Raw genomic sequence first — 26,397 nt, forward strand, 5'->3', positions numbered from 1 at the left:
CAAGATCTATTTCGGAGAAGGTCAGGTCTCGCATGTGGCCGAGGAGGCCAGGTCTCGCCCCGGTGCCGCGTGCTGCTGGTCTACGGCGGCGGCTCGATCAAGCGCAACGGTGCCTATGACGATGTGACGGCCGCGCTGCGCGAGGCCGGCAACGAGGTCATCGAACTCTCCGGCGTGACCCCGAACCCGCGACTCGACAAGGTCTTCGAAGGCGTGAACCTGGTTCGGGAGCACGGGGTGAACCTGATCCTGGCTGTCGGCGGCGGCTCGGTCATCGACTGCGCCAAGTTCATCTCGCTGGGTTCCGGCCTGGGCGAGGACGAGGACCTCTGGTACGACTACGTCGAAACCGGCAAGCCCGCCCCCGAAAACCTTGTGCCGCTCGGCGTGGTGCTGACCACCGCCGTCACCGGCTCCGAGATGGGCGGCGTGGCTGTGCTCACCAACTGGGCCCGCAACCGCAAGCTCGGCTACACATCCTTCCCGCTGACGCCGAAGTTCTCGGTACTCGACCCGACCTATCTGCTCACCCTGCCGGCTGAACAGACCACCTACGGATTCGTGGACATGTTCTGCCACACCTGCGAACAATATTTCTCGCTACCCAGCGACGACAATCTCTCCGACGAGATGGCCGAGGCCATCCAACGGCATATCCTGCGCTCCTGGCGCGCCTGCCGTCGCCATCCGCGCAGTTATGAGGCCCGTAGCAACGCGATGTGGGATTCCACGTTCGCGCTCAACCGCGTCATCTCGCGTGGCAAGGAGGAGGATTGGGTCACGCACGGCATCGAGCATGCGCTCTCCGCCTACTTCGACATCTCGCACGGCGCCGGCCTGGCCGTGGTCCATCCGCACTGGATGAAGTACGTCTACACCTCACGCCCCGAAGCCACCGCACGCTTCGCCCGCTGGGCGGTGAACGTGTGGGGCGTGGACTCGACCGGCAAATCCGAGCGCGAGGTGGCCGAGGAGGGCATCGAGCACTACGTCGACTTTCTGCGTCTGGTCGGTGCCCCGCTCACCCTGTCCGAGGTCGGCATTCCAGCCGATCCGGCCACGCTGGACAAGCTCGCCGACCATGCCGGCGACGTCGGCGGCTCCTACCGCCGCATCACCCGCGACGATGCGCGCGCCATCCTCGCCTTGTGCGTGACACCGGTCGTGTTCTGAGGATGTATCAAGGTGTATCGAGGGATGGAGGCGCCGAAGACTTGATATCCACACCTGCCGTATACACGTCTATGACCACACATTTTGCCCTCCACCTGTACATCGATACGCAGCCGCCACGGTGTACGGGGAGGGCAAGCCGTACATGGATGTGCGATGAAAGGCGGCATCTCCGCTTCGGTGGCGGGGCAGGCTTTCATCGCCACCGAAGCCGTTGCCGGTCACATGATTCGGCATATGCCAATGTCGAGCGGCCTTATTACCCCGCTCTCGGCGGGGTGCGGAAGTCCTTGAAGCGTTGGATTGCGCTTCCATACCATTCCGCGGCGGAATCGGACTTGGCATAACGGTTTGGTTTCGCCGTTTTGCTATGGTATCTCGGCTGTGGCATGGTACGGGGCACCGTTATCAGGTGCTATGGTGTTCCGTATCGGGATCGGGTGGTACGGAACACCAATCGCCGAGTGTTGCAGAACCTGTACCGCAAAGGGGCGGCCTTCCGGTTGTGATTTCGATCGTGAACAGCCTTGTCGCCCCGATGGGAGGCGTCACCGTTGGTGGCCGCATATTATCGGGGCGTCAACCGCGTGCGAACAGCGTCAACTTGGCGAAGAGGTCCTCGAGAATGAATCGACTGTCAATGCTGTCGTAGATGCGTATCGTTGGGCGAGACGGTATGAAAGCAGTGGAGCTGTCCGGCTTGACCAATGGTGCCGGCGCGTAATGGAATTCGCCGCAATCATGCTTCATCGCCAAGCCGACGGCGGGCGAATCTCCCAATGACCAGCTTTCTCCCGAAGTCCAGAACGCGAAATCACTGTCATTGTATTTCACGAGATTGTCGAACAGGAACTCGCCGATAGCGCCCGCATCGGCAAGCTTACATTGTAGTTCGGCAATGCTCACATTCATCGTACGGTAGACCTGATAAGGCACCAGCCAGAGATTCGCACCACTGGTCAGCACCAGATTGGCGCCTTCCACGTCGTTGCCGGAGTTGAATTCGCGAATGGCTTCCTCATCGTTGCCGGGAAGCTGCGTGCCGATCCAGATGATGGTCATCCGGCTGACGATTTCCGGGTGCAGCTTGATGGCGGCGGCCACGTTGGTGATGGCGCCGAGGCACAGTACGAACAGCGGATGGGTATCAGCGCTCAGAGCTTCGTCGAGAATCGCACGCGAAGCGGGGGAGAGGTCCTCATCAGAGGCGAGGTGCAGCCCCGCCAGCGGCGTGCGGGCGCCTTCGAGTACCGGTACATCGGAGTTCAGCAGTTGAACAACCGTGGACGCGGTGCGGAAGCTGCGTTCCATACTGCCCGCTTCGTTGAAATGCTCGGCGCAAATCGCCTTGACCATGAACTTCGGTGTCAGCAACGCCTGAGCGATAGCGAACGGGTCGTCGGCCTCGCAATCGGCGTCGGTGTCGATGATGACACGAATCTGCTTATCATCACGGACTGTGAAATGAAAAGTCATCAATGTTCCTTTCCTGATGGTGATATGCGATGAGGCTGCTGGCCCTCGTCGTTCCGACAACCTCATCGTGTGACTTCATCAACCGCGCCAGCGCACGTACTGCTCGTACACCTGCGGGGTTGGTTCGCCGGTCAGTGTGGTCTCGACTTTGACCGGCCACGTCGGCGGTTCGGTCTCGCCGGACAGCACCCAGGCGGCCTGACGGGCCGCGCCGATCGCCACGTACTCGTCGGTTTCTGGCAGTTCGACGTCCATGCCGAGGATCGCGGGGGCCAGCGCGCGCACGGCCGCGAACTTGGTTCCGCCGCCGATCAGCAGGATGCGCTTGACGTCCACGCCCAGACCCTTGACCAGTTCAAGGCAGTCGCGCTGCGAGCACAGCAGACCCTCCACGAACGCGCGGGCGATGTTCTCTCGCCTGGTGTTCGCCAACGTCATGCCGTACAGCGCCGCCGTGGCGTCCGGACGGTTCGGGGTGCGCTCGCCGTCGAAGTGCGGCACCAGCGTGATGCCGCCGGCACCCGGTTCCGCGGCCGCGGCCAGTTCGGCCAGTTCGTCGTAGTCCACGCCGAGTGCGGCGCGTCCGGCATCGGAGATGCGCGAACCGTTGATCGTGCAGGCCAGCGGCAGCCAATGTCCGGTGCAGTCGGCGAATCCGGTCACCGAAGCGGTCATGTCGTAGGCGGGCACGGGGGAGATGGCCGCGGCCACGCCCGAGGTGCCCAGCGAGATGCTCACGTCGCCCACACCCATGCTCAGGCCCAGCGACGCCATGGCGTTGTCGCCGCCGCCGGGGCCGATCGGGCAGCCGCCCTCCACGTCCTTGCCGGCGATGGCCGGATCGGCCACGTCGCCGGTCTCGGTCGGGCCGAGCACGCGCGGCAGCACGATGCCGGCGATATCCTCTTCGCCGCGTCCCAGCGCCATCGCGAGCAGGTCACGGCGGTATTCGTTGGCGGTCGCATCGAAGTACGCGGTGCCGGAGGCGTCGGAACGGTCGGTGAACAGCGCATCCAGGTTCGCCTTCATCTCCTCGGCGGTCGCGTCCTCGCCCAGAGGGCCGTGGCCGGCGATGCGCCAGCTCAGCCAGTCGTGCGGCAGGCAGATCGCGGCGATGCGTGCGGCGTTCTCCGGTTCATTCGCGGCGACCCACGCCACCTTGGTGATCGTCAACGAGGCGACCAGCGAGGAGCCGACGGCCTTGACCCAGCGCTGGCGGCCGCGCATCGCCGGATCGTCGGACAGGTCGTCCTCGCTGCCGTCGGCGGCCTTCTCGGCCTCGCCCAGACAGGCGATGAGCACGTCGGCGTTCGTGGCGGAACGGGTGTCGTTCCACAGCAGTGCGTCACGGATCACGCGGCCATGGTCGTCGAGCAGTACCATGCCGTGTTGCTGGCCGCCGACCGCCAGCGCGGCCACGTCGTCGAGCCCGCCGGCCTGTTCCGCGGCCTCCTGGAACGCCTGCCACCAGGCATCGGGGTTCACGCTGGTGCCGTCGGGGTGCTTGGCCTGCCCGAAACGGACCATCTCGCCGGTCTCGGCGTCGGTGACGCGCACCTTGGTCGACTGGGTGGACGTGTCCACGCCGGCCACCAGAACTCTGCTCATTGTGCCTCCTTGCAACATGCCGCCAAAAACGTCGGGCTGATGGCGTTTGGCCGAATACGGTCGCCATTATACGCAAATAGTTTGACGAATGAACTATACTGGTGTGTGTACCATTTTCACAATGTTGTGGGAGGCACGCCGGAGGCGATGAAGCACCAGAACACATAGAGGAGAGCTACGTCATGACTACGCTGCGCAGAATCAATCAGGACGATCTACGCAACCACAATCTTTCGGTGGTCATCAGCACACTGCTGCGCGCCGCCGAACCGATGAGCCGCGCCGAACTGGCCAAACAGACGGGACTGACCAAGGCGACCATGTCCCTGCTGGTTTCCATGCTTGTCGACAACGGCGTCGTGCGCGAGGGGACGCCGAGCGTACAATCCTCCTATGGGCGCCCCAGCACGCCGCTGCTCATCGTCGGAGGCCGATACTGCGGCATCGGTCTGCAGGTGAATACGGACGGCTACGGCACCATCGTGCTCGACTTGGACGGCACGGTGGTCGCGGAACGCTGGGTCGATGCGGATATGTCCGACGTGGACGCCGACGACATCTTCTCCGAACTGAACGCCCTGTCACTTGAGCAGGAACGGCTGCTGGCTGACCGCGGATACACCGTGACGGGTACCGGACTGGCATTGCCCGGTCTGGTCACGGATGACATGAGGCTCCTCATGGCCCGCAACCTGGGATGGGAACAGTTGGATCTCAAGCGGTTCGACGTGGTGCGGCGGCTGGATGCGACTGCGGGCAACGAGGCGAATATGGCGGCGCTCGCGCAGATTCCCGGATACGCTATGCACCGTGAGGACGACGGCATCGTGGAACCCAACGCCTCATTCATCTACCTGTCCACGGACGTCGGCATCGGCGGCGCGGTGGTCCGTGGCGGACATGTGGAGATCGGCGACCATGGATTCGGCGGGGAACTCGGCCACGTGTCGGTGGAGCTGCGGGGGCCGGTGTGCCGGTGTGGGCGGCGGGGGTGCCTGGAGACCTATGCCGGCCGCAGGGCGATGGTGGAGTCCGCAGGCATCGCCAGCGGGTCGGCGGCCGCGCGGCGCGAGTCGATCAACGAGCTGATCGAACGGTGGCGTGACGGGGACGTCAAGGCCGCGGCGGTGGTGGACAAGGCCATCGAGGCCATGGTCTCCGCCATCGCGTCGGCGATCAACATCTGCGACGTCGATACGGTGATGCTGGGCGGCGTATGGTCGCAGTTCGGGCCGGAGATCGCCTCGCATATGCAGGGCATGATGCGGCGCCAGGTGCTTGGATACCCCGAGGTGCGCGCCAAGGTGCTGATGGCCGACGTGACGTCCAAACCGGCGTTGATCGGTTCGGCCGCCATCGGTCTGCGCCGCTTCATCGACAATCCGATGCGGTTCGTCTCGACCGACTGACGGTCCGCACACGGATGCACGCGTGTTCCAACCTAGGCCTATAACGTCGGGGGCGCGGCAAGAGGAGCTGCCTGATACAGTGGCACGTGGCGATTCCGCCCGGGCTGCGCAGGTCAAGGATCGTCCGCGGGTCTCCCCGTGTTCATGCCGTGCGCAGTCAACAGGGAACAGGAGCATCCCATAGCCGAACATCCTCAACAACCGAATCATCATACCATGCCCGCCGTAGGGAAAACGTCGGACATGGCCGACATGTCGGCACGGAGGGATGCCTCCGGTCCCGCCGGATTGTCGTCCCCATCCTCCGGCGGCCGGGCCGCGGACCGTCGTTGGCGCTGGAGGATGGGGACGACATCGCCGTGGGCGCCGCGTTGGGCGTGGCCTGCGGACTGGTGTTCTGGCTGTTCAACTTCGCCTACGCATGACTGTCCCCGATCATCGGCGGCATCCTGCCCGGACTGGCCAGCATCCTGTACCCGCTGTGGTATTTCTCCGGCACGTTGGCCGTCATCATCCTGCGTAAGCCCGGAGCCGCGGTCTATGTGAACCTGGTGGGCAGCGCGGCCGAGATGCTGCTGGGCAACCAGTTCTCGTTCGGGTTCGCGTCCGCGGCGCTGCAGGGCGTGTTCGCCGAACTGCCGTTCGCACTCACCCGGTACCGCGTGTTCAACCTGCCGATCTCCATGACGTCCGGCGCCTTGGTGGCCTTGGAATACGGCGTGTACCTGATGCTGTTCCGGTATCAGGGCGTATCGTTCCTCAGCCCCCGCGGCGTCATCCATATGATCAGTGAATTGGTCGGCGGCGTGCTGATCGCCGGCGTGATGAGCTGGTATCTGTACAGGGCCATCGCCGCCACCGGGGCGTTGGATCGTTTCGCTTCCGGACGGGCGCGGCGCGACGATGCCGACCGTCGCGGGTGACCGCTGTCTCCGGTCGGCGGTTGTCAGGATGCCGCCCGTTGACGAGCATCCGGGCAAACGCCCAGCGGTTTGCTAGACTATAGGGCCGGCCACGAACCGGCGTGGGGCTGTAGCTCAGTCGGTTAGAGCATCGGACTCATAATCCGCCGGTCACTTGTCCGATCAGCACCACCAGCACCACCAGCACCGTCAGCCCGGTGCCGAGTTGCGGCGACAGCCAGGAGGTCATCAGCACCACAACGGCGCCGAGCAGGCCCCCGATCCACATCCACGGCGGATTATGCCCGCGGATCGTCTTACCGAGATCGAGGCCATGGTCACGGAACACGACCACGGCGCACAGCAGCACAAATCCCAGGATGAACGAGACGACCGACGCCTTGATCGGCGATCCGAGCGCCGTACCCAGTCGTCCCAGCATGGCGGCTTGCACCGCCAACGACATGCCGCAGAGTATGCCCAGTCCACGCCATAGCCAGATGCTTGGCGAGCGGGTTCGGTTCGTGGAGCGGCCGTCCGCAGGGGGTCGCAACGTGTCCGCGGACAGCATTGCGGGGGGTGCGCGCCGCTCCGTGCCGCGAGCCGAACGGGTTCGGACCGCCGAACAGCGTCTTGGCGTCGGCGGCGGCGACCGCCAGCAGCACGCCGAGGACTGCCAGCACCAGTCCGGCTGCGCGTGCCATGGTCATCGGATGACGAGGGTTGCCCAGCCAGCCGAACTGGTCGATGAGCAGTCCCATCGTGATTTGCCCCAGCACCGGCATGAGCACGGTCTGCAGACTGCCGAGCCTGGGCAGCAGCAGGATGTTCCCGGTCATGAAGATCACGCCGAAGAGCCCGGCGAACCACATCCACCAGGGGCCGTGGAGCGCCGACTCAGGTACCAGCGGGTACGGTCCGAGCAGCAGTGCCGCAATCGTTGTGGCTGCCAATCCCACGGTGAATGACACCAGCGACGCGCGGAACGGTGTGCCCAACGTTCCGCGCAGTCGCGCGTTGACGACGGTCTGCAACGGCGTGACGATTCCGGTGAGCACTCCCAGCGCGGCAAGCAGCATATGATCCCCTTTCGTCTCGGCGACATTGTACTCACGACGCCGATTTCGGGGGTCCAGCTGTGCGCTGGGACGCGGCGGTTCGGATTGGGAGGGAAGGCATGCATGGCTTCGCGGGTGATGCGGGAAGATGCAGGAAGATGCAGGAAGATGCGGGAAAAGCGGGGGATACGAGCAAATATTAAGCAATTGATGTCCGGGTGTCCGGTTTGTCGAGACGTCTGTTTTTCATAGGTTCCCGGCCTGGCCCCGCCTGGGGGTGGACAGTGCCGCAAAACGCAGGCACCAAGATACGGAAGAGGAGGAGTCGTACCATATGAACAACATGCCGCAGCGTTTGGTGTTCTTCGCCCTGGGCGTCGTCATCAACTCGTTCGGTGTGGCACTGATCACGTTGGGCAATCTGGGCACCTCGGCCATCTCCAGCGTGCCGTACGTGTGCAGCCTGCAGTTCCCCATGTTCAGCTTCGGCGTGACCACATTCATCTGGAACATCCTGCTGATTCTGGTTCAGGTCGTGCTGCTGCGCCGCGACTTCAATCCCTCCCAGTTCCTGCAGATCATGGTCAACGTGCTGTTCAGCGCCATGATCGACGTAAGCATGGCCATCCTCGGTGTTCTGCACCCCACCATGCTGTGGGGGCAGTTCCTGTGCATCGGCTTAGGCTGCGTGGCGTTGGCCTTCGGCATCGTCATCGAGCTGGCGCCGAACGTGGTGGTGGTGCCCGGCGAAGGCGTGGTCCGTGCCATCGCCAAGGTCAGCGGCGTGCGCGTGGGCACGGTGAAGGCCGTATTCGACATCACGCTGATCATCATCGCCGCGGTGCTGTCATTGATCTTCTTCCACGGGTTGCGCGGCGTCGGCATCGGCACGGTGATTTCCGCGGTGTTGGTTGGGCCAATCATCAACATCGTCAATCGCGTCTTCACCTTCCAGCACCGCATCCAGGCGCTGGCCTTGTCCCGCAACGGGCGTTGACGCCTGACCGTCCGGTCGCCACAGGGCCGGGAATGGTGACGCGGAACCGATCGAGCGAATTGTCGATGCGCACCGGTTCGCGCGCCTCGTTCCTTAGCGCGGCGCCGATGCGCAGGTATCCGGTGCCGTCGTCGCGCAGCACGGTGCCGCCGTCCGGATACGGGGTGGACCGCAGCAGCGAGAACAGGAATGCGTTGCGCGTGGACGTTGACGCCTCATGGGTGAGCCGCTGTTTGGAGACCGCGCCGAACAGGCCGCCCAGGTTCGAGACCTCGATTCGGTCGGTGAACACGTCCACATGCACGGGCGTGCCGAGCGCGTCCGGGGAGTAGTCGCGGTGGGTCAACGCGTTGGCGATGGCCTCGCGCAGCACCAGTTGCGGATACATCGGCGGCTGTGGCGACTGTGATGGTTGCGCGCCGGAATCGGCGCCGCCTGGGCCGGACGTCCATGCCATCAGCGAGGCGACCGCGTCATCGATCATGATCGGGATCGGGCCGGTGATGGTTTCGGAGGCGACGAGCCGTGCGTCGCCGGTGAACACGTCGTCGCGTGAGGTACCGGGGTAGACGGCGATGGTGACGTTGAGCCGGGGAAAGAACTTCTGCGGATACCGGCCGACGGCCAACAGTCCCGCAAGCGTGGGGCGCGGCACGGATGCGATCCGGGTCTCCTCGTCCGTGTCGGTGTCCGCGCCGATATCCGTGTCGTCTTCCCTGGACGCGGTTCCCGCCGGGTCGCAATCCGCGGCATGTTTCACGGTGTCGTCCGCGGGGTGGCCGGTTGGCATGCGTCTCAGGATGCGCAGGTCCAGCATCATGTCCATGTCGGAACGCTCCGCAAAGACATGCGGATGGCGGTCGCGCTCGCATTCGAGCAGCGCGTGGACGAGCGTGGGATTCAAGTCGTCGAGCGTGGCCTCTGGCACGACCGCGATGTCGTGCTCCGGCTGGCGTTGCTCATCAAGCAGACGATCGACCTCGTAGGCGGTCATCTTGCGGTCGCCGTCGCCGGTGCGGATGTAGGAGCCGCCGTGCGGGCCGACCGAGGAGACGAAGCAGGGCTTCTCCCGCGGCAGCATCTCGTCGATGACGGCGAACACCAAATTCGCGCCCTCGAACGGGCAGGTCACGATCACGGGCCGGACCACGGGCGTGAGCTTCTCGCAGGCCTGGCTCAACGCCTCCTGCATGGCGCGGGCGTCGAAGCCCTCGACCGGCGTGAACCCCGCCTTCTCGCTCAGCCCCAGGATGATGTACCCGCCGTTGCCGTTGGAGAACGCGGACAGCGTCTCGGTGATGGTCGAGCTGATTCTGCGTTTGCACTCCTTAACCTCGCATTGCTGCGTGTCGTTGCCAATGACGCGCAGCAGTTCGATGAGCTCGGTCATCTTGGCCGTGTAGTCGTCGTTGTCCATCGCGCCTCCGGGAGTGTGCCGTTGCCACCTGGTGACGTCTGTACTCCGGCCGCCGCGGGCTCCTGCCACTATCCTATGCCGGCGGCGGCATATGCGTGGCGATGACTTGCACGGGATCGGTGCCGTCCGCGAGTCGGATATGGTGGGGCCCGCGACGGGATCGTTCCCCGTCGCGGGCCCCACCGTTACCGTATGGTCGCGTGGTTCGCGGGAATCAGAGCACCGCGTCCATCGCCTGCTTGAGATCGGCGATGATGTCGTCGGCGTTCTCGATGCCGCAGCTCAGACGCACCAGATCGATGCCGACGCCGGCCTCCTCCAGCTGCTCCTCGGTCAGCTGGCGGTGTGTGGTACCGGCCGGGTATAGCGCGCAGCTGCGGGCGTCGGCCACATGCGTGGCGATCGAGATCATCCGGAAATGATCGAGCAGCGCGGAGACCTTGTCGCGTCCACCGGACACGCCGAAGGAGATCACGCCGCAGGTGCCGTTCGGCATGTACTTCCTGGCGGTCTCGTAGTACTTGTCTCCGGGTAGATCGGGGAACTGCACCCAGCTGACGCGCGGGTCGGCGCTCAGCCACTGCGCCACCTTGAGCGCGTTCGCGCAATGGCGCTCCATACGCACGGCCAGCGATTCCAGATGCATGCCCATGATCCAGGAGTTCATCGGCGCCGGCGTGGAGCCGAAGTCGCGCATCAGCTGCGCGGTGGCCTTGGTGATGAACGCGCCCTTGCCGAAGTCCTTCGCGTAGGTCACCCCGTGGTAGGAGTCGTCCGGCGTGGTCAGGCCGGGGAACTTGTCCGCCTGGGCCATCCAGTCGAAGTTGCCGGAATCCACGATCGCGCCGCCCACGCAGGAGCCGTGGCCGTCCATGTACTTGGTGGTTGCGTGCGTGACGATGTCCACGCCATACTGGAACGGCTTGCAGTTGACTGGTGTGGGGAACGTGTTATCGACGATCAGCGGCACGCCGTGACGATGCGCCGCGTTCGCGAACTTTTCGAAATCAAGCACGATGAGCGCCGGATTGGAGATGGATTCGCCGAAGACCGCCTTGGTGTTCGGCTGGAATGCCGCTTCGAGTTCTTCCTCGGTGCAGTCCGGGCTTACGAACGTGCATTCGATGCCCATTTTGCGCATGGTCACGTTGATGAGGTTGAACGTGCCGCCGTAGATTGCGGAGGATGCAACGATGTGGTCACCGTTGTTGCAGATGTTGAAGAGCGCGAAAAAGTTCGCCGCCTGGCCGGATGAGGTCAGCATTGCGGCCGCGCCGCCTTCCATTTCACAGATTTTCGCTGCGATGGTGTCGTTGGTTGGGTTCTGCAGTCGGGTGTAGAAGTATCCGGATTCGGATAGGTCGAACAGTCGGCTCATCTGTTCGCTTGACTTGTATTTGAAGGTTGTCGCCTGAATGATCGGGGGTGTGCGGGATTCACCGTTTCCGGGCTGGTAACCTCCCTGCACGCAGGTGGTGTCGACGTTTTCGCTCATGGATTTCCTTCTTTCGATTGGGCGCTGCGGTGCAACAAACATGCTCACCTTATCACTGAGTTGACAATTGACTATTTTTCAATGGAAACGCCGAATAGTTCACTGAATTGACAAACTTAGGAAGTTGATTTTATTATGTACATCAAGACAGGCGGGAATCCGCTTGACGGGAAAACAATGTCTTACGAAAGTAAAATCAATAGCAAAGGAGCAACCCATGGGTCTGTGGGATATTGAAAAGATTCCGTATGTCGGTCGTGAAAAGGGACCGCAGGAGGGTCTGGCTTTCCATTACTACGATGCCGACAAGGTTGTTGCCGGCAAGAAGATGAAGGATTGGCTGCGTTTTGGCGTCGCTTGGTGGCACACGTTCGATCAGGAGCTGGTCGATCCGTTCGGCACCGGCACCGCCCAGCGTCCGTGGTACGGCAAGTACTCCAATGCTGAGGATGAGGCTCTGGCCAAGGTCGACTATGCCTTCGAGTTCTTCCAGAAGCTCGGCGTCGAGTACTTCTGCTTCCATGATCGTGATATCGCTCCGGAAGGCGATACCCTGCGCGAGACCGACAAGAACCTGGACAAGGTCGTCGACAAGATCGAAGAGAACATGAAGTCCACCGGCATCAAGCTGCTGTGGAACACCTCCTCCCTGTTCACCAACCCGCGCTTCGTGTCCGGTGCTTCCACCTCCCCGTTCGCCGACATCTACGCTTACGCCGGTGGCCAGCTGAAGCATTCCCTGGAGATTGCCAAGCGCCTGGGAGCCGAGAACTACGTGTTCTGGGGTGGACGTGAAGGCTACGAGAACCTGTGGAACACGCAGATGAAGCGCGAACAGGCGCACATGGCCAAGTTCTTCCACATGTGCCACGAGTATGCTCAGGAGATCGGCCTGGACGCTCAGTTCCTGATCGAGCCGAAGGCCAAGGAGCCGACGATGCACCAGTATGACTTCGATGCATCCACAGCCATCGCCTTCCTTAAGACCTACGACATCGACTTCATGAAGCTGAACCTCGAAGGCAACCACGCCAACCTGGCCGGTCATACCTATCAGCACGAGATCCGCACCGCCCGCGAGGCCGGTGTGCTCGGCTCCCTCGATGCCAACCAGGGCGACAAGCTCATCGGCTGGGATATGGATGAGTTCCCGACCGACCTGTACGAGACTTCCACCGTCATGTGGGAGGTCCTCGCCGAGGGTCAGATCGGCCCTCACGGCGGCCTGAACTTCGATGCCAAGCCGCGCCGCACCTCCTTCGCCGCCGAGGATCTGTTCCGCTCCCACATCGCAGGTATGGATGCATTCGCTGCAGGTCTCTTGGTCGCTGCCAAGATGCACGAGGACAAGGTCATCGAGAACCTGCAGGCCGAGCGCTACAGCTCCTTCGATTCCGGCATCGGCGCGACCGTCGAGAACGGCACCGCCTCCCTGGCTTCCCTCGAAGAGTATGCTCTGGATATTCCGCAGTCCAAGCTCATCGAAGCCACCAAGTCCGATCACCTCGAGTCCGTCAAGGCCACGATCAACAACTACATGATCGACGCCCTGGCCGAGGCGTGAGCCGAATAGGGAGTTTCCGTTAGGGCTCCTGATTCATCGCTGGATCAAGCAGTGAGGCTCGGCTGTGACAGAGCCGGATGTGGTGTGCCGAAGCGTCGGCGTTCCGGCACACCACTCATCTTTCCTTCCTTCTTCCTAGAATTTCCTTCGCAGGCAAGTCGTCTGCCGGTTATGTCGCCGGTGTACGGCTTGTTTGCGTTTTTGGGCCAAACGAAAGTTTCGATTGTTCGCAATGATGCGATGCTCACGAACGTTTCTGAATAAGGTGTATTTATGACCGCGACTATTACCATTACCAATCCCATTCTTCGTGGAATGAATCCTGATCCGAGTTGGATTTGGGATGATGAGTTCCAGCGAATTGTGTTGGTGACTTCTACTTTTGAGCTTGTCCCAGGTCTTCCCATTTACGTTTCCGAGGATATGACGTGCTGGAAGCATGTGTCGAATGTGGTAGATGCTGACCTGGCAAGGCGCCTGCTTATTCCTTTCGTGGATGATTCGGGCGGTGTCTATGCGCCGACGCTGCGCAGGATTCATGGCAAATATGTGATTGCATGCACCATTGCCCGTCTTGATGATCGCCGTGCTATGGAAGGTGGTTGCACAGAAAGCGAGCTGATGCGGTTCCACGCCGCGGAGGGCAATTTTATCCTTGAAGCGGAGTCTATCGAAGGGCCATGGCATGGCCCGTTCTGGATTGAGGGCGCTGAAGGCATCGATCCAGACATATTCGAGGACGGGGATGGCAACGTGTACTGGACTCAGACCCGTCCTGCGGTCAATCCGCAATGGGAAGGCCAGACCGAGGTCTGGACCCAACGCATTAATCCGGAGACTTGGACTTTTGTCGATGACGGTCTTCCTGCGGGATCGGGCAAGACGGTAATATGGCGCGGATACGGTATGGAATCGGTGTGGGCTGAGGCGCCGCATCTCTATCGCGTGGGTGATTATGTGTATCTGATGACCGCTGAGGGGGGCACCAGTTTCGAACATAGCGAAATGGCCATGCGCATCTATGCGCCGCATGGACTGCTTCGGGCGTTCGAAGCTTACGAACGGGAAGTATCCGAATTGGGTGAGTGCATTCCGCAGGTTCGTGACGGGGAACGCTGCTATCTTGGCGCCGCAATCCGTGCCTTCCACGCGGATAAGAAGAATCCGATTCTCACCCACCGACATCTGGGTTTGTCGGAACCGCTGCAATGCGTGGGACATGCGGACCTGTTGCTTCATCCGAAACTGGGATGGTGGCTGGTGTGTCTCGGCGTGAGGGAGACACGGGGAAAGCGTGACGGCGAATTATTGAGCTACTTGGGAAGGGAGAGCTTTGTCGCTCCGGTATCCTGGGAACATAATCCGGCCGATTGGAAGCTGGACGGCAACGGTGCACCATATACGCATGAGGGTGACCCCGGATGGCCGGTGACTTGCGCTGGTCTTGGCCGCTTGGCCGACGAGATCACGGTTACTACTGAAGACGATGGAATCGCCATCGAGCCTAGGGTGAAATCCTCGCTCGCCGGTGACGTGGAACCCGCGCTGGTGGATGTGGCTGATGGCTCGACGAACGATGTGGTGGTGCGCGATGAGCGTGATGTCAGCTACCGCAGAATAGCGAAACTGCCGACGCTCATGCCGATTCCCATGTCCGGTTCTTTAGTGATCCGGCAGAATTCCACACATTACGCGGTGTTTTCGATGCATGGCACGGATGTGCGTTACGAGATGGTGAATGGAGACGATTCGCAAGCTGGGTCTGTTGTCGTACAGGCTGACGGAGTGCGTCCGGCGGTACTTTTCGACGACAACCGCTTGTCGGTCATCGTGACTGGCATGCATGGTCTGGTTGATTCTGCGACGTTCGTGCGTCAGGGGCAGGTCCTGCTGAGTGTCGATGCTCGTTTCCTCAGCACCGAATGGGCCGGTGGGTTCGTCGGTTGCATGGCCGGCTTCATGGCATAGTTTCTACGGAATTTCAGGATGGTTCACTGCTGGTGTTCCGACGGGCCGTCTTAGAACGAGTTGAAAACGGGTCGAAAGGCTAGGAGCGCTGTGTTCTCCCCCCGGTTGTGCCTGTGAGGTTTGCCCCGCTGATTAACCTTCGAGTTGCTGTGTGCTGTTGCGTACCACTAGCGATGTCGGCATGATGATGTGCGGTTGGATCACGTCGGTGGACAGCGCTTCGACCAGCATGCGTACGGCGGCCCTTGCCATGTCTTGGAGCGGCTGTCGTACGGTGGTCAGCGCCGGGCCAAGGAATGCGGCAGTCTGCACATCGTCGAATCCGACCACGGATAAATCCTCGGGAATACGTAATCCCAGCTGCCTTGCCGCCTCGTAGACGCCCATGGCCTGCAGATCGCTGCCGGCGAAGATTGCGGTCGGACGATTCGGTCGTTTCAACAGGGAGATGGACTGTGCGTAACCGCCGGAAGTGGTGAAATCGCCTTCGGTGATAAGTTCGGGATCGGCTTCGATTCCATGTTCCGCGAGCGCTGATGTATATCCGTCCAGACGTGCTTTGGAACACATCATCTCCTCCGGTCCGGTGATGATGCCTATGCGGGTATGTCCGAGTGCGAGTAGATGCCTGGTGGCGATTACGCCTCCGGTCCAGTTGTCCGCTTGCACCGACAGCGTGTCTGGATCTGGATTACCGAATGGATCGAACAAGACGAAGGGAATACCTCTGGAATGCAGTTTGTTCCGCTCGATACGTGTCAGACTGGAGAAGACAAGAATGGCGCCATCCGTCTGCCGACGCAGCATGTTGTCAATCCAGGATGAGTCCGGGTGCTGGCGATTGCCGCCTTCGGTGGTGATGACGTTCAAATCATGCAACTTGGCTTCGCGAATGGCGCCACGGAGTACTTCAAGGGCCCAAACATTATCGAAATCTTGGAACACGATTTCGATAATTCGTTGGCTTTTTGCACCCGTCGCTTTACGGGAATACCCATACCGTTTCAACACCGCGTTGATGGTTTGCCGCGTCTCTTCGGAAACGTCGGCTCTGCCGTTGAGCGCCTTGGATACGGTGGAAAGGGAATAACCGGTCTCTTTAGCTATGTCAGAGAGTCGTACCGTAGCTTTCTTTGTCGTATTGCGCATGAGTCACTCCTTCTTCTTTTCATCATATCCGAAAATGCGAACGAAAGTTTCGGTTTACGTTTTTCGAAACTTTCGATATGTTGGCAATGCTTAAAAACGTTGTAAAATCAACGAAAAATAGTTAGTTTTCTGATTTTACAAAAAACTTGACTTTGTGTGATTTGTTTCGGTAGTCTGTAGGTACAACGAAAACGAAATGGAGACTTTCGAAGGGAGTCAAAGGCTGATTCTCTGTCTGCTAGGGGAGCTGCAGCAGCATTCGTTGCGGTCATGCTTCCCGATTCGACCCACTCGAGAGAAGTCGTTCCTGTCGTTGCCATCATTTTGTCGATGATGATTTGGTCAATAAGGAGAAGACAATGAAGTTCAAAACCATTGCAGCTGCCACTCTTGCGGTGGCGACCATGTTGGGCATGGGTGCCTGCGGCTCCAGCGCTGGCGCCAAAGACGATAAGACCATTACGTTCTGGCATAACGCCACAGCTGGTGACGGCAAGCAGTATTGGGAGGATCTGGCCAAAGCGTTTGAGAAGAAGACCGGTGTCAAGGTTCAGATTCAGGCCATCCAGAACGAGGATTTCGAAGGCAAGCTGACCACCGCTATGCAGGATCCCGCCTCCGGCCCGGATGTGTACATGACCCTTGGTGGTGCCAAGACCAAGGACATGGTTGATGCCGGTCAGGTAATGGATATTACTGATAAGATTAGCGATACCGTCAAAAAGCAAATGTCTTCCTCATTGGATTCCATGTCTTATGATGGCAAGGTCTATGGTGTTCCGGTCGCTGCCCAGCCTGGTGGCATCTGGTATTCCAAGGATTTGTTCAAGCAGGCTGGCATCGATGCCGAGCCGACCACTTTCAGCGAGCTGAAGACCGATGTGCAGAAGCTTCGCAGCGCTGGCATCGATCCGATCGCACTCGGCGGCAAGGATGCTTGGCCGGTCGGTCACTGGTACTACTGGTTGTCCATGCGCGAATGCTCTCCGAAGGCCTACGCCAAGGGCGTTAATGACAAGGACTTCTCCGACTCTTGCTGGGTCAAAGCCGGAGATGATCTGAAGGATTTGTTGGATGCGAATGCTTTTAACGAAGGATTCCTCACCACGACGGCCCAGCAGGGCGCCAGCTCGTCCGCAGGTCTGCTGGCCAATCATAAGGCTGCGATGGAGCTCATGGGCACATGGGAGCCTGGAGTTCTCAAGGACCTGACTCCGGACAAGAAGCCAATGGCTGACCTTGGCTTCTTCGCCTTCCCGACCGTGGACGGAGGAAAAGGCGAGGAAGGTGCTTTGATGGGCGCTGTGACCGGTTTCGCTGTCAATCCCGAGGCTCCGGACGCTGCTGTTGATTTCGTCAATTTCATGGCTGAGAAATCAAATCAGGAGAAATACGCCACTGCGTTCAGCACCATTCCGGCTTCCGCCGAAGCTTACGATGCGGTTACCGATGAAAATCTTAAGGCTATCCTCGAAGCTATGAAAAAGTCTGATGGCATGCAGCTGTGGATGGATACCGCTCTCGGCGGAAATATTGGCAACGCTCTTAATTCCGGAGTGGTGAATCTGCTTTCCGGACAGGGGACTTCGGCTGACATCGTCAAGGCGATGAAGGACGCAGCGTCCAAGGGCTGATAGTGAACATGGCTGGTTGACGGCCAAAGGAGGGTGGATAGACAGATCTTCATCTGCCCTCCTTCCTATTCGAGAAACGTATCTGGTAGTGGAGAAAACCATGTCAAGTACAAGCAAAGACGCGGTGACGCTGCGCGCTAAGCGGTCCAAGAAACCGTCCGATGGCAAAATGCGTCGTAATGTTGAGATTTTCGTACTGTCCGCACCTGCGATTCTTCTGTTCGTCTGCTTTGTGATTCTGCCTATCGTCTTGGGTGCTTATTACGGCTTCTATCAGTGGAAGGGCTACGGGCTTCCCTCCAAGACAGGTAAATTCGTTGGTCTCCAGAACTACATCACAGCGCTTAAGGATCCCGCGTTCCAGGCGGCGATTCTGCATACCTTCGAGGTCGTGATCGGCTCGTTGGTCATCCAGGCTCCGCTCGCCATCCTGTTCGCATTGCTGCTGAACCAGAAGTTCAAGGGGCGTGGTCTCATCCGCACCCTCATCTTCGTGCCGTATGTCGTTTCCGAGGTCATCGTCGGCACAGGATGGAGCCTGTTGCTACAGAAGAAGGGCGCCATCAATGAGATTCTGGCCAACTTCGGCATCAATGGTCCTGATTGGCTGGCCGACCCGAAAATCGCTATTTGGACGCTGCTGTTGCTGATCAGCTGGAAATACGTCGGTTTCGCCGTAATTCTGATGCTCGCCGGCATGCAATCCATTCCCGATGAACTGTATGAAGCAGCCAAAGTGGATGGGGCGAGTTTTTGGCAGATGCAGAAAAGCATCACGTTGCCGTTGCTTGCTCCGACGTTGCGGATCTGGGTGTTCCTTTCCATGATTGGCTCTCTGCAGCTTTTCGATCTGGTCTATATCGTGTGGGGCAAGTATGTGTCGACCACCGCTGGTGTGTCCACCATGGCCACCTACATGGTGCGTGAAGGTCGTGGAGCCGGCAACTATGGCTATGGTTCCGCCGTTGCTCTGATCATCTTCGTGATCTCTTTGATCATCGCACTCGTCTATCAGAAGTTCGTGCTGAACCGTGACTTGGACGGTGCTGTTACTGAGCAGAAAGAAGCCGAGAAGCGTGCCAGGAAGCGCGCAAAGGAAGTGCAGCATCGTGAGGTTGCTGCCCTGGCAAGTGAGGTGAAGTGATGACTGCCGCAACAATCGCAGGACATTCCAACAAAAGCGAGTACAGCAAGAAGAATGGTTACCGTAAGTCATCCAAGACGCCATGGGGCAACCCAATCGTCTACTTCTTCTCCCTGGTGCTTGTGGCCATCTGTATCACTCCGGTGTTGTACATTATCTTCGGCGGTTTCCGTACCAATTCGCAGATCACCAACCATCCGTCCGGGATGCCGAACCCATGGATCCCCGACAACTACAAGACGGTCGTCGAAAGTGATATTTTCTGGACGGAACTGAAGAATTCTACCATCGTGGGTATCGCCACCATGGTAGGCGTCGTGGTGCTTAGCATCATGGTGAGCTTTGTCATCGCCCGATACAAATTCCGCTATGCGCCGCTTATGTACGCGTTGTTCTCTGCTGGTCTCATGTTCCCGATGACCGTTGGCATTACACCTTTGTATCTGCTGATTCGCAATCTGGGTCTGGCCAACTCCCTGTGGGGTCTGATCCTTCCGCAAATTGCCTTCGGACTTCCTCAGACCATCATCATCTTGGTGCCGTTCCTACAGTCGATTCCTAATGAGCTTGAGGAGGCCTGTCTTCTCGATGGATGCTCCCGCCTTGGCTTCTTCTGGCGCATGGTCATTCCGCTGTCCATGCCTGGCGTGGCCACCACTGGAATCCTTACCTTCGTGGGAAGCTGGAATGCCTACATGCTGCCGCTGTTCGTGCTCAGTGATGCCAGCAAGTACACATTGCCACTTGGCGTACAGATGTTCAGCTCCGAACACTCCGTTGACACCGCACAGGTGTTGGCCTTCACCTCTCTGGCTATGATTCCGGCCCTGATCTGTTTCACCATCTTCCAGAAGAAGATCGTCGGCGGCCTGACAGGTGCGGTCAAGGGCTGACGGAATGTGACAACCCACGCCCGGAAGATGTTCCTTTCCGTCTTCCGGGCTTCATCTCTTATGCAAGAGGTACATTATGAAGATTTCCAACCCGGTGCTCACCGGTTTTCATGCCGATCCTTCAATGATTCGCGTCGGTGACACTTATTACATTGCCAATTCCACGTTCGAATGGTTCCCAGGCGTTCGCCTGCATGAGTCCAAGGACCTGGTGCATTGGAACATTCTTCCAAGCCCGTTGAGCCGGTCCAGCCAGCTTGATATGAGAGGAAACCCCTCTTCGGGAGGCATCTGGGCTCCTGACCTAAGCTATGCGGATGGCAGATTCTGGTTGATCTACACTGATGTCAAGGTGGTCAATGGTGCATTCAAGGATTGCACTAATTATTTGGTCACCGCCGAGGACATCCACGGGCCATGGAGCGAGCCGATTCGCATCAACGGGGTCGGTTTTGACGCCAGCCTGTTCCATGACGACGACGGCCGCAAATACTTGGTGCAGCAGACATGGGATTTCCGTGAATACCACCACCAGTTCGACGGTATCACATTGACGGAATTCGACGTCGACACCATGAAGCTCAAGCCAGAAACGGCCCGCACCATCTGGGATGGCACTGCGGTGAAGATCACCGAAGGTCCCCACCTATACAAGAAGGATGGTTGGTACTACCTGTTTGCCGCAGAAGGCGGCACGGTGTATGAACATCAGGAATCTGTGGCGCGTTCCCATACCCTTGACGAGTACTCCTTCGAAGTTATGCCGAATGGCCCGTTCATCGGTAACTTCGACACTCCTGACACCTATTTGCAGAAGCAGGGCCATGGAGCGTTGGTGGACACCCCGTCCGGCGAGTGGTATTACGCCTCCCTATGTGGTCGTCCGTGGCGTCATGATACCGAACCGGCCCATGGCACCCGCGGATGGTGCACACTCGGACGCGAGACCTCCATCCAGAAAGTCGAATGGGATGAGGACGGTTGGCCGCGCGTGATCGGAGGTCACGGCGGACAGCGTTACGTTGATGCTCCGAAAGATGCCATCGAGACTTTGGCCCCAACGACGCGTGACGAACATGATGAGTTCGATTCCGGCGAGCTCGGTCCGAATTGGAACACGCTACGCGTCCCGTTCACCGACGCCATGGGCACGGTGGGTGGTGGCAAACTGGCATTGCGTGGTCAGGGCTCGCTGTGCAACCTGTTTGACTTGTCTCTTGTGGCTCGTCGCTGGCAGGCATTTGATTTCGACGCCGAAACCAAGGTGCGTTTCGATCCGAAGAATTACATGCAGATGGCAGGCCTGACCAACTATTACGATGACCTATGCTGGTCATGGGCGTTTATCACTTGGGATGAGAAACGTCACGCAAGGGTCATCGAAGTGGCTCAGAACGATTTCAACCAATATACGTCGTTCCTCAAGGATGACGCCATCGTAGTGCCCGAAGAGGCTGAGGCGGTATGGCTGCGCACCAAGGTCCGCACGGAATACTATTCCTACGAATATTCCTTTGACGGAGAACATTTCACCGAGATTCCGGTCAGGCTCGATGCGAAGATCCTGTCCGACGATTACGTGAACCAACGTTACGGCGGCTTCTTCACCGGCGCGTTCGTGGGACTTGCCTGCGTCGATCTGTCCGGCTACGACGCGCAGGCCGAATTCGACTACTTCGACTATCGGGAGCTTTCCGATAACCAGTAGACAGTGCCGGCTGGCGACAGAGCGTCCGCCGTCAGCCGGCATACTCGACGGGATTGAATTCTATGGGCAATGAGGAGCGGACGAGCATGGTTTTGCAATTGCCGAAACTGCTTGACGACGGTTGCGTGCTGCAGGCCGGTGCGACCATACATATCTGGGGCGCCGGCGACCCTGGACGCGGCGTGCTGGTACGCCTCGATGGCAAGGACCGGACTACGCGGGTGGGGGACGACGGCTCATGGAGCGTGCCGTACGGTCCGATCAAAGCAGGCGGACCGTACGATTTGACGGTGCGTTATGAGGACGGAACCGAATGCATCTCGCGCCAATGCTATGCGGGAGAAGTGTTCCTGTGTTCGGGACAGTCGAACATGGAACTGCCCATGGCTTGGGTGCGTGCGGACTATCCGCTGGAGTGGGATCGTGAGCCTGACCCATTGCTGCGGCAATACAAAGCGATTCCCGATTGTGACTTCAACGGTCCTCGCAGCGATCATGACCATGCGTTCTGGCAGGGGTGCGATGCGGAAACCCTTGGAGATTTCTCCGCGCTCGCCTATTTCTTCGGACGCAGAATCCGTCAGTGGCTGAATGTGCCCGTCGGCCTGTTGAACGTTTCATTGGGCGGATCTCCGATTGAATCCTGGATGGATGCCGACGCATTGCGGGCGTTCCCCGAAGCGCTCGCTGACCTTGAGCCATATCTTGGCGATGGCGTGGCGTCGAAGAAAAGCCGCGATTCCGTTGCCGAGCGGGACCGGTGGTACCAGGCGCTTGGATACGAGGCTGTGGCCGATGCCCACCATGAATGGCTGCCATTGATCGCGTGGGACTGTCCGGAATCCAAGAACATCGAGCCGCGCGACGTGGCATGGCATGACATACGCCTGCCTGGATGGTATAAGGATCGCGGACTTGCCGGTTTCCGCGGCGAGATTACCATGAGAAAAACCGTGTTCCTGCCTCCGTCGGATGCGGGGAAGCCCGCCCTACTGCGTCTGGGCACCATGAATGATGCCGACCATACGTGGGTCAATGGTGTGTTGGTTGGTGGGCGAAGCAATGTGTATGAGCCGCGGGACTATCCGGTCGCAGCCGGCGTGTTGCGCGCCGGCGCGAACGAAATCCGCATGCGTCTGGTCGTTGAACGGCCCGGCGGCCGTGTGACGCCCGGCAAACGGATGACACTGACCATCGGAGACGATATCTTCGACCTGTCCGGCATTTGGCAGTATGCCGTGACCGCCGAAGCTGACCGCGATTGCCCATTCGAGGATTTCGTCAGATGGAAGCCGACCGGCCTGTACAACGCCATGCTCGCCCCGTGTTTTCCATATGCGGTGCGGGCTGTGCTGTGGTATCAGGGCGAATCGAATACCGGCGATCGCGCTATGCAATATGGTGACGAGCTGAAGGCCATGATTCAATTGTGGCGCGTCAAATGGCATCAGCCGGATATGCCGTTTCTGATCGTCCAGCTTCCAAAATTCGACATCGACGCCATTGAGGATGGAGGCTGGCCACTCGTCCGCGAACAGGAGTGGAACGTCGCAAACGAACTTGAAAACGTTGCGACGGTGGTGACGCTTGACGCAGGCGAGGGCAACGATCTGCATCCGTATGACAAGAAGCTCGTCGCGGATCGAGTGTTCAATGCCGCGATGGATTTGGTATACGGTCGCCAGGCTCAGCCTCAACCGGCCGTGGAAACCATCGAGGTCTGCGGAGATCTGTTGCGGATGCACTGTGTGTGGCGGAGTCGCTCGGACGAGCGGATCCGATCGGAGAGCCGCCGGCTGATGACGTTGGACGGTGACGCTCCCCAGGAAATCGAATTTCTATGGCGCGACTGCGCCACATCCGCGCGGGCCGAGGCATGGTTGGACGGCTGTGATATCGTGGTGCGCATGACGGCGCGCAGGCCAGATGAGGTGCGGTACGCGTGGAGCAACAATCCGGAATCCGGACTCATCTGCGACGGCGACGGCATGCTGATTCCGCCGTTCCGCCTGACATTGCCCACGGACGATGATAAGGGGATTCATGCGTAGACAGGTCGCGCTTCGACAAGGACTCGTCGATGGATTCTCCGATACGGACTCTGTAATTACCGTGTTTCGTGGCATCCCCTATGCCAAGCCTTCCCGTTGGCGCATTACGATTTGTCTCGTGTCATGATTCGGTATTGGACGAATTTCGCGGCGACGGGCGATCCGAACGGTTCCGGATTGCCCGAATGTCCGGCGTGCGGACCCAATGGCCAACGATACATGCTGCTCGGCGGATGCCACGATACATCGGATAGTATGTCGTATGCCAGGTCAAGTAGATGAATATAGTATAGTGTGAGCGTTCACTATAGCGTGGTGGAAATCGTGACGAAGGAGACGGGCATGACGAAGGAGACGGAGACGCAGATCGCGTCCGACGAGGATCTGACTAGGCTGTTCGCCGGCAAGCCGACGCAATACCGCAAATCGAAGTCGCTGCCGAAGTTTACTGGCGAGGCCATGCGTACCTGCGCCACGATCAACCGCATCTTCTTCGATGATCCCGACGAGGCCTACCGCCTGTTCCACGAGCTCGTTCCCGACGCGGGGGAAGGCGTACAATTCACGCCGCCGTTCAATGTGGATTATGGCATCGGCCTGACCATTGGCCGCGGCACGTTCTTGAACAAGGATTTCATGGTGTGCGGCGGCGGATATGTAACGCTTGGCGAGGATTGCCTGATCGGCCCGCGTTGTACCATTGCCACGCCGAATCATGCCTTGGATGCGGCAACGCGACTGGCTGGCTGGGAACATGCTTCGCCGGTGACGATTGGTGACAACGTGTGGTTTGGTGCGAACGTTACGGTCACGCCTGGCGTCACGATTGGCTCGAATTCCATTATCGGCGCGGGTTCTGTGGTTACACGAGACATTCCCGCCAATTCGATCGCAGTCGGCAATCCGGCGCATGTAATCCGCGAGATACCCGAACGCGATCCCGCCTTCGCCGATGTCGAGGGTATCGTCTGACGTTGGGTTACGGTGTTCCCTCAGAGCGAATTCGCGTGTTGCCCTACTGCTAGACGTGTTGTCGCACGATTTCAGTTTTGACCTCACGATTTGATCGGAATATCGCACGATTTTGTTTGAGACGAAAATGGGTGCCGTTGCGGTTGGTTGTGACGGCACCCATTTTGCGTTGTTTTAGTGCGATTTATGCTGATTGATCAGCCGCGGGCCTTTGCATAGGCCTCGTACACGGCTTCAGTCGGTTCGCCGGTTTCCACGCCGTCGATGGTGAGCGGCCATGCGGGCGGTTCCGTTTCGCCGGACAGCACCCAGGCGGCCTGACGGGCGGCGCCGATGGCAACATACTCGTCGGTGGTCGGGCGGGTCACGTCCATGCCGAACACGCTCGGCGCGAGCGTGCGGATTGCCTTGGACTTCGCGCCGCCGCCGATAAGCAGAATGCGGGAAATCTCAGCGCCAAGCGAACGGATAAGCTCTAGGCAGTCGCGCTGGGAGCACAGCAAGCCCTCGACGAACGCGCGGGCCATGTTCTCGCGTGTGGTGTTGGCCAGCGTCATGCCGGAAAGGGTTGCGGTCGCGTCCGGACGGTTCGGCGTGCGTTCGCCGTCGAAATACGGCACCAGCGTAATACCGCCGGCGCCCGGTTCGGAAGCGAATGCCAGGGATGCGAGTTCGTCGTAGTCGACGCCGAGGGCTGCACGGCCGGCGTCAAGAATGCGCGATCCGTTGATGGTGCAGGCCAGTGGCAGGTAGTGGCCGGTGCAGTCGGCGAAGCCGGAAACGGCACCGGTCAAATCGTAGGTCGGATTTTCGGAAATGGCTGCTGCCACGCCGGAAGTGCCCAATGAAACGGAAACGTCACCCACGCTCATGCCAAGTCCGAGGGACGCCATGGCGTTGTCGCCGCCGCCCGGTGCGATGATGCAACCACCCTCAACGTTCTTGCCGGCGATTTCCGGGCTTGCCTTGACTGCGGCGGCATCGTGCGGTCCAAGCACGGTCGGCAGCATGATTGCGTCGGCATGCTCGCGTGCCGCTTCGGCACCTTCCGCTGGCTCAAGCACCATGGCGATCAGATCGCGGCGGTATTCGTTGGAAGCGGCATCGTAATAGATGGTGCCGGAAGCGTCGGAACGGTCGGTGAACAGCGCTTCCAAGTGTGCGTCCTCGCCTTCTGCGACCGGGCCGTAGCCGGCGATACGCCAGCTCAGCCAATCGTGCGGCAGGCAGATCGCGGCGATCTTCTTGGCGTTTTCCGGTTCGTTTTCAGCCACCCACGCCACCTTGGTTAGCGTGAAGGAAGCAACGGGGGAGGAGCCAACGGCCTTGACCCAACGCTGCTTACCACGTGCAATCACATCTTCCGGTTCGCCTTCTTCGGCGGGAGCCTCGCCCATCTTTTCGATGAGGGCCGCGGCCTGCGGCGCCGAGCTTATATCGTTCCACAGCATGGCGTCGCGAATCACGTTGCCTTGCTGGTCGAGAATCACCATGCCGTGCTGCTGACCGCCAACGGCCAGTGCCTCAACGTCGTCAAGTCCGCCGGCCTGCTGGGCTGCCTCGAGGAACGCGTCCCACCAGAATTTCGGGTCAATAGACGTGCCATTGGGGTGTTTGGCCTGGCCAAAGCGCACCATTTCACCGGTTTCGGCGTCGGTCACGCGCACTTTGCAGGACTGGGTCGAGGTGTCGACGCCGGCCACGAGAGTTCGAGTCATTGTGTCTCCTTGCAGTGAGCTGGCGCAACAAAGTGCAAGGAATTCGCACGGTCCGCCACCT

General features: G+C 59.8%; 20 protein-coding genes and 1 pseudogene. 13 read left to right on the plus strand and 8 right to left on the minus strand.

Annotated elements, in window-relative coordinates; all coding sequences use genetic code 11:
- The first annotated feature begins 69 nt into the window (after positions 1-69).
- Complete coding sequence (locus BBPC_RS02320) at positions 70-1,173, plus strand: iron-containing alcohol dehydrogenase (RefSeq protein WP_004219821.1); 1,104 nt, start codon at positions 70-72, stop codon at positions 1,171-1,173.
- Between the two features lie 579 nt (positions 1,174-1,752).
- Here the strand turns inward: BBPC_RS02320 and BBPC_RS02325 are convergent.
- Positions 1,753-2,649, minus strand: a complete 897-nt coding sequence (locus tag BBPC_RS02325) for a nucleoside hydrolase (RefSeq protein ID WP_004219814.1) — start codon at positions 2,647-2,649, stop codon at positions 1,753-1,755.
- 78 nt (positions 2,650-2,727) lie between these two features.
- A complete protein-coding gene (locus tag BBPC_RS02330; protein ID WP_022245084.1) occupies positions 2,728-4,257 on the minus strand; it encodes an FGGY family carbohydrate kinase in 1,530 nt (509 codons plus the stop codon).
- A 182-nt stretch (positions 4,258-4,439) separates the two neighbouring features.
- Here BBPC_RS02330 and BBPC_RS02335 point away from each other — a divergent pair, with 182 nt between their 5' ends.
- Both BBPC_RS02335 and BBPC_RS02340 read left to right on the plus strand, forming a co-directional pair.
- A complete protein-coding gene (locus BBPC_RS02335; protein WP_004219807.1) occupies positions 4,440-5,666 on the plus strand; it encodes an ROK family transcriptional regulator in 1,227 nt (408 codons plus the stop codon).
- Positions 5,667-5,965: 299 nt separating this feature from the next.
- A pseudogene (locus BBPC_RS02340) lies at positions 5,966-6,589 on the plus strand (ECF transporter S component).
- A gap of 136 nt (positions 6,590-6,725) precedes the next feature.
- Here the strand turns inward: BBPC_RS02340 and BBPC_RS09505 are convergent.
- Positions 6,726-7,010, minus strand: coding sequence for a DMT family transporter (locus BBPC_RS09505; protein WP_231857844.1), 285 nt, complete (start codon positions 7,008-7,010; stop codon positions 6,726-6,728).
- Positions 6,907-7,647 carry a DMT family transporter gene (locus BBPC_RS10015; RefSeq protein WP_004219799.1) on the minus strand — a complete coding sequence of 247 codons (741 nt, stop codon included), beginning with the start codon at positions 7,645-7,647 and terminating at the stop codon, positions 6,907-6,909. Before BBPC_RS10015 ends, BBPC_RS09505 begins: the two co-directional genes overlap by 104 nt.
- A gap of 313 nt (positions 7,648-7,960) precedes the next feature.
- On the opposite strand from BBPC_RS10015, the gene BBPC_RS02355 reads away from it, so the two are divergent.
- Positions 7,961-8,623, plus strand: coding sequence for a YczE/YyaS/YitT family protein (locus BBPC_RS02355; protein WP_033524222.1), 663 nt, complete (start codon positions 7,961-7,963; stop codon positions 8,621-8,623).
- Here the strand turns inward: BBPC_RS02355 and BBPC_RS02360 are convergent.
- Both BBPC_RS02360 and BBPC_RS02365 read right to left on the minus strand, forming a co-directional pair.
- Complete coding sequence (locus tag BBPC_RS02360; protein ID WP_004219794.1) at positions 8,571-10,040, minus strand: ATP-binding protein; 1,470 nt, start codon at positions 10,038-10,040, stop codon at positions 8,571-8,573. The two genes, BBPC_RS02355 and BBPC_RS02360, sit on opposite strands and share 53 nt — an antisense overlap.
- A 214-nt stretch (positions 10,041-10,254) precedes the next feature.
- A complete protein-coding gene (locus BBPC_RS02365; RefSeq protein WP_033524223.1) occupies positions 10,255-11,535 on the minus strand; it encodes an O-acetylhomoserine aminocarboxypropyltransferase/cysteine synthase family protein in 1,281 nt (426 codons plus the stop codon).
- A gap of 217 nt (positions 11,536-11,752) precedes the next feature.
- Between BBPC_RS02365 and xylA the strand changes: the two genes are divergently transcribed.
- On the plus strand, positions 11,753-13,099 hold the full coding sequence (gene xylA / locus BBPC_RS02370; RefSeq protein WP_003835647.1) for a xylose isomerase: 1,347 nt from the start codon (positions 11,753-11,755) through the stop codon (positions 13,097-13,099).
- 273 nt (positions 13,100-13,372) lie between these two features.
- Positions 13,373-15,067, plus strand: a complete 1,695-nt coding sequence (locus tag BBPC_RS02375; protein WP_004219788.1) for a glycoside hydrolase family 43 protein — start codon at positions 13,373-13,375, stop codon at positions 15,065-15,067.
- Between the two features lie 132 nt (positions 15,068-15,199).
- Here the strand turns inward: BBPC_RS02375 and BBPC_RS02380 are convergent, their stop codons facing one another.
- A complete protein-coding gene (locus tag BBPC_RS02380) occupies positions 15,200-16,216 on the minus strand; it encodes a LacI family DNA-binding transcriptional regulator (RefSeq protein ID WP_004219786.1) in 1,017 nt (338 codons plus the stop codon).
- 359 nt (positions 16,217-16,575) lie between these two features.
- Here BBPC_RS02380 and BBPC_RS02385 point away from each other — a divergent pair, with 359 nt between their 5' ends.
- The 7 genes from BBPC_RS02385 (at position 16,576) to BBPC_RS02410 (ending at position 24,618) form a co-directional block, all read left to right on the plus strand.
- Positions 16,576-17,850 carry an ABC transporter substrate-binding protein gene (locus BBPC_RS02385; RefSeq protein WP_004219784.1) on the plus strand — a complete coding sequence of 425 codons (1,275 nt, stop codon included), beginning with the start codon at positions 16,576-16,578 and terminating at the stop codon, positions 17,848-17,850.
- 100 nt (positions 17,851-17,950) lie between these two features.
- Positions 17,951-18,994 carry a carbohydrate ABC transporter permease gene (locus BBPC_RS02390; RefSeq protein WP_004219782.1) on the plus strand — a complete coding sequence of 348 codons (1,044 nt, stop codon included), beginning with the start codon at positions 17,951-17,953 and terminating at the stop codon, positions 18,992-18,994.
- Entirely contained in the window at positions 18,994-19,887 is an 894-nt protein-coding gene (locus BBPC_RS02395) for a carbohydrate ABC transporter permease (RefSeq protein WP_004219780.1), read from the plus strand. Before BBPC_RS02390 ends, BBPC_RS02395 begins: the two co-directional genes overlap by 1 nt.
- A gap of 76 nt (positions 19,888-19,963) precedes the next feature.
- Positions 19,964-21,595, plus strand: a complete 1,632-nt coding sequence (locus tag BBPC_RS02400) for a glycoside hydrolase family 43 protein (protein ID WP_004219778.1) — start codon at positions 19,964-19,966, stop codon at positions 21,593-21,595.
- 86 nt (positions 21,596-21,681) lie between these two features.
- Positions 21,682-23,646: a sialate O-acetylesterase gene (locus tag BBPC_RS02405; protein WP_229038176.1), complete on the plus strand. Its 1,965-nt coding sequence runs from the start codon at positions 21,682-21,684 to the stop codon at positions 23,644-23,646.
- Between the two features lie 123 nt (positions 23,647-23,769).
- The gene (locus tag BBPC_RS09525) at positions 23,770-23,928 is read left to right on the plus strand and encodes a carboxylesterase family protein (RefSeq protein WP_229030109.1); all 159 of its coding nucleotides are present in this window, start codon (positions 23,770-23,772) and stop codon (positions 23,926-23,928) included.
- Positions 23,929-23,988: 60 nt separating this feature from the next.
- Positions 23,989-24,618 (plus strand): sugar O-acetyltransferase, encoded by a 630-nt coding sequence (locus BBPC_RS02410; RefSeq protein WP_033524224.1) that lies wholly within the window; start codon positions 23,989-23,991, stop codon positions 24,616-24,618.
- Between the two features lie 197 nt (positions 24,619-24,815).
- On the opposite strand, the gene BBPC_RS02415 is transcribed toward BBPC_RS02410, so the two are convergent.
- Positions 24,816-26,336 (minus strand): xylulokinase, encoded by a 1,521-nt coding sequence (locus BBPC_RS02415; RefSeq protein WP_004219768.1) that lies wholly within the window; start codon positions 26,334-26,336, stop codon positions 24,816-24,818.
- Between the last annotated feature and the right edge of the window lie 61 nt (positions 26,337-26,397).

Origin of the sequence: Bifidobacterium pseudocatenulatum DSM 20438 = JCM 1200 = LMG 10505, assembly GCF_001025215.1 — a bacterium.
Lineage (GTDB): Bacteria > Actinomycetota > Actinomycetes > Actinomycetales > Bifidobacteriaceae > Bifidobacterium > Bifidobacterium pseudocatenulatum.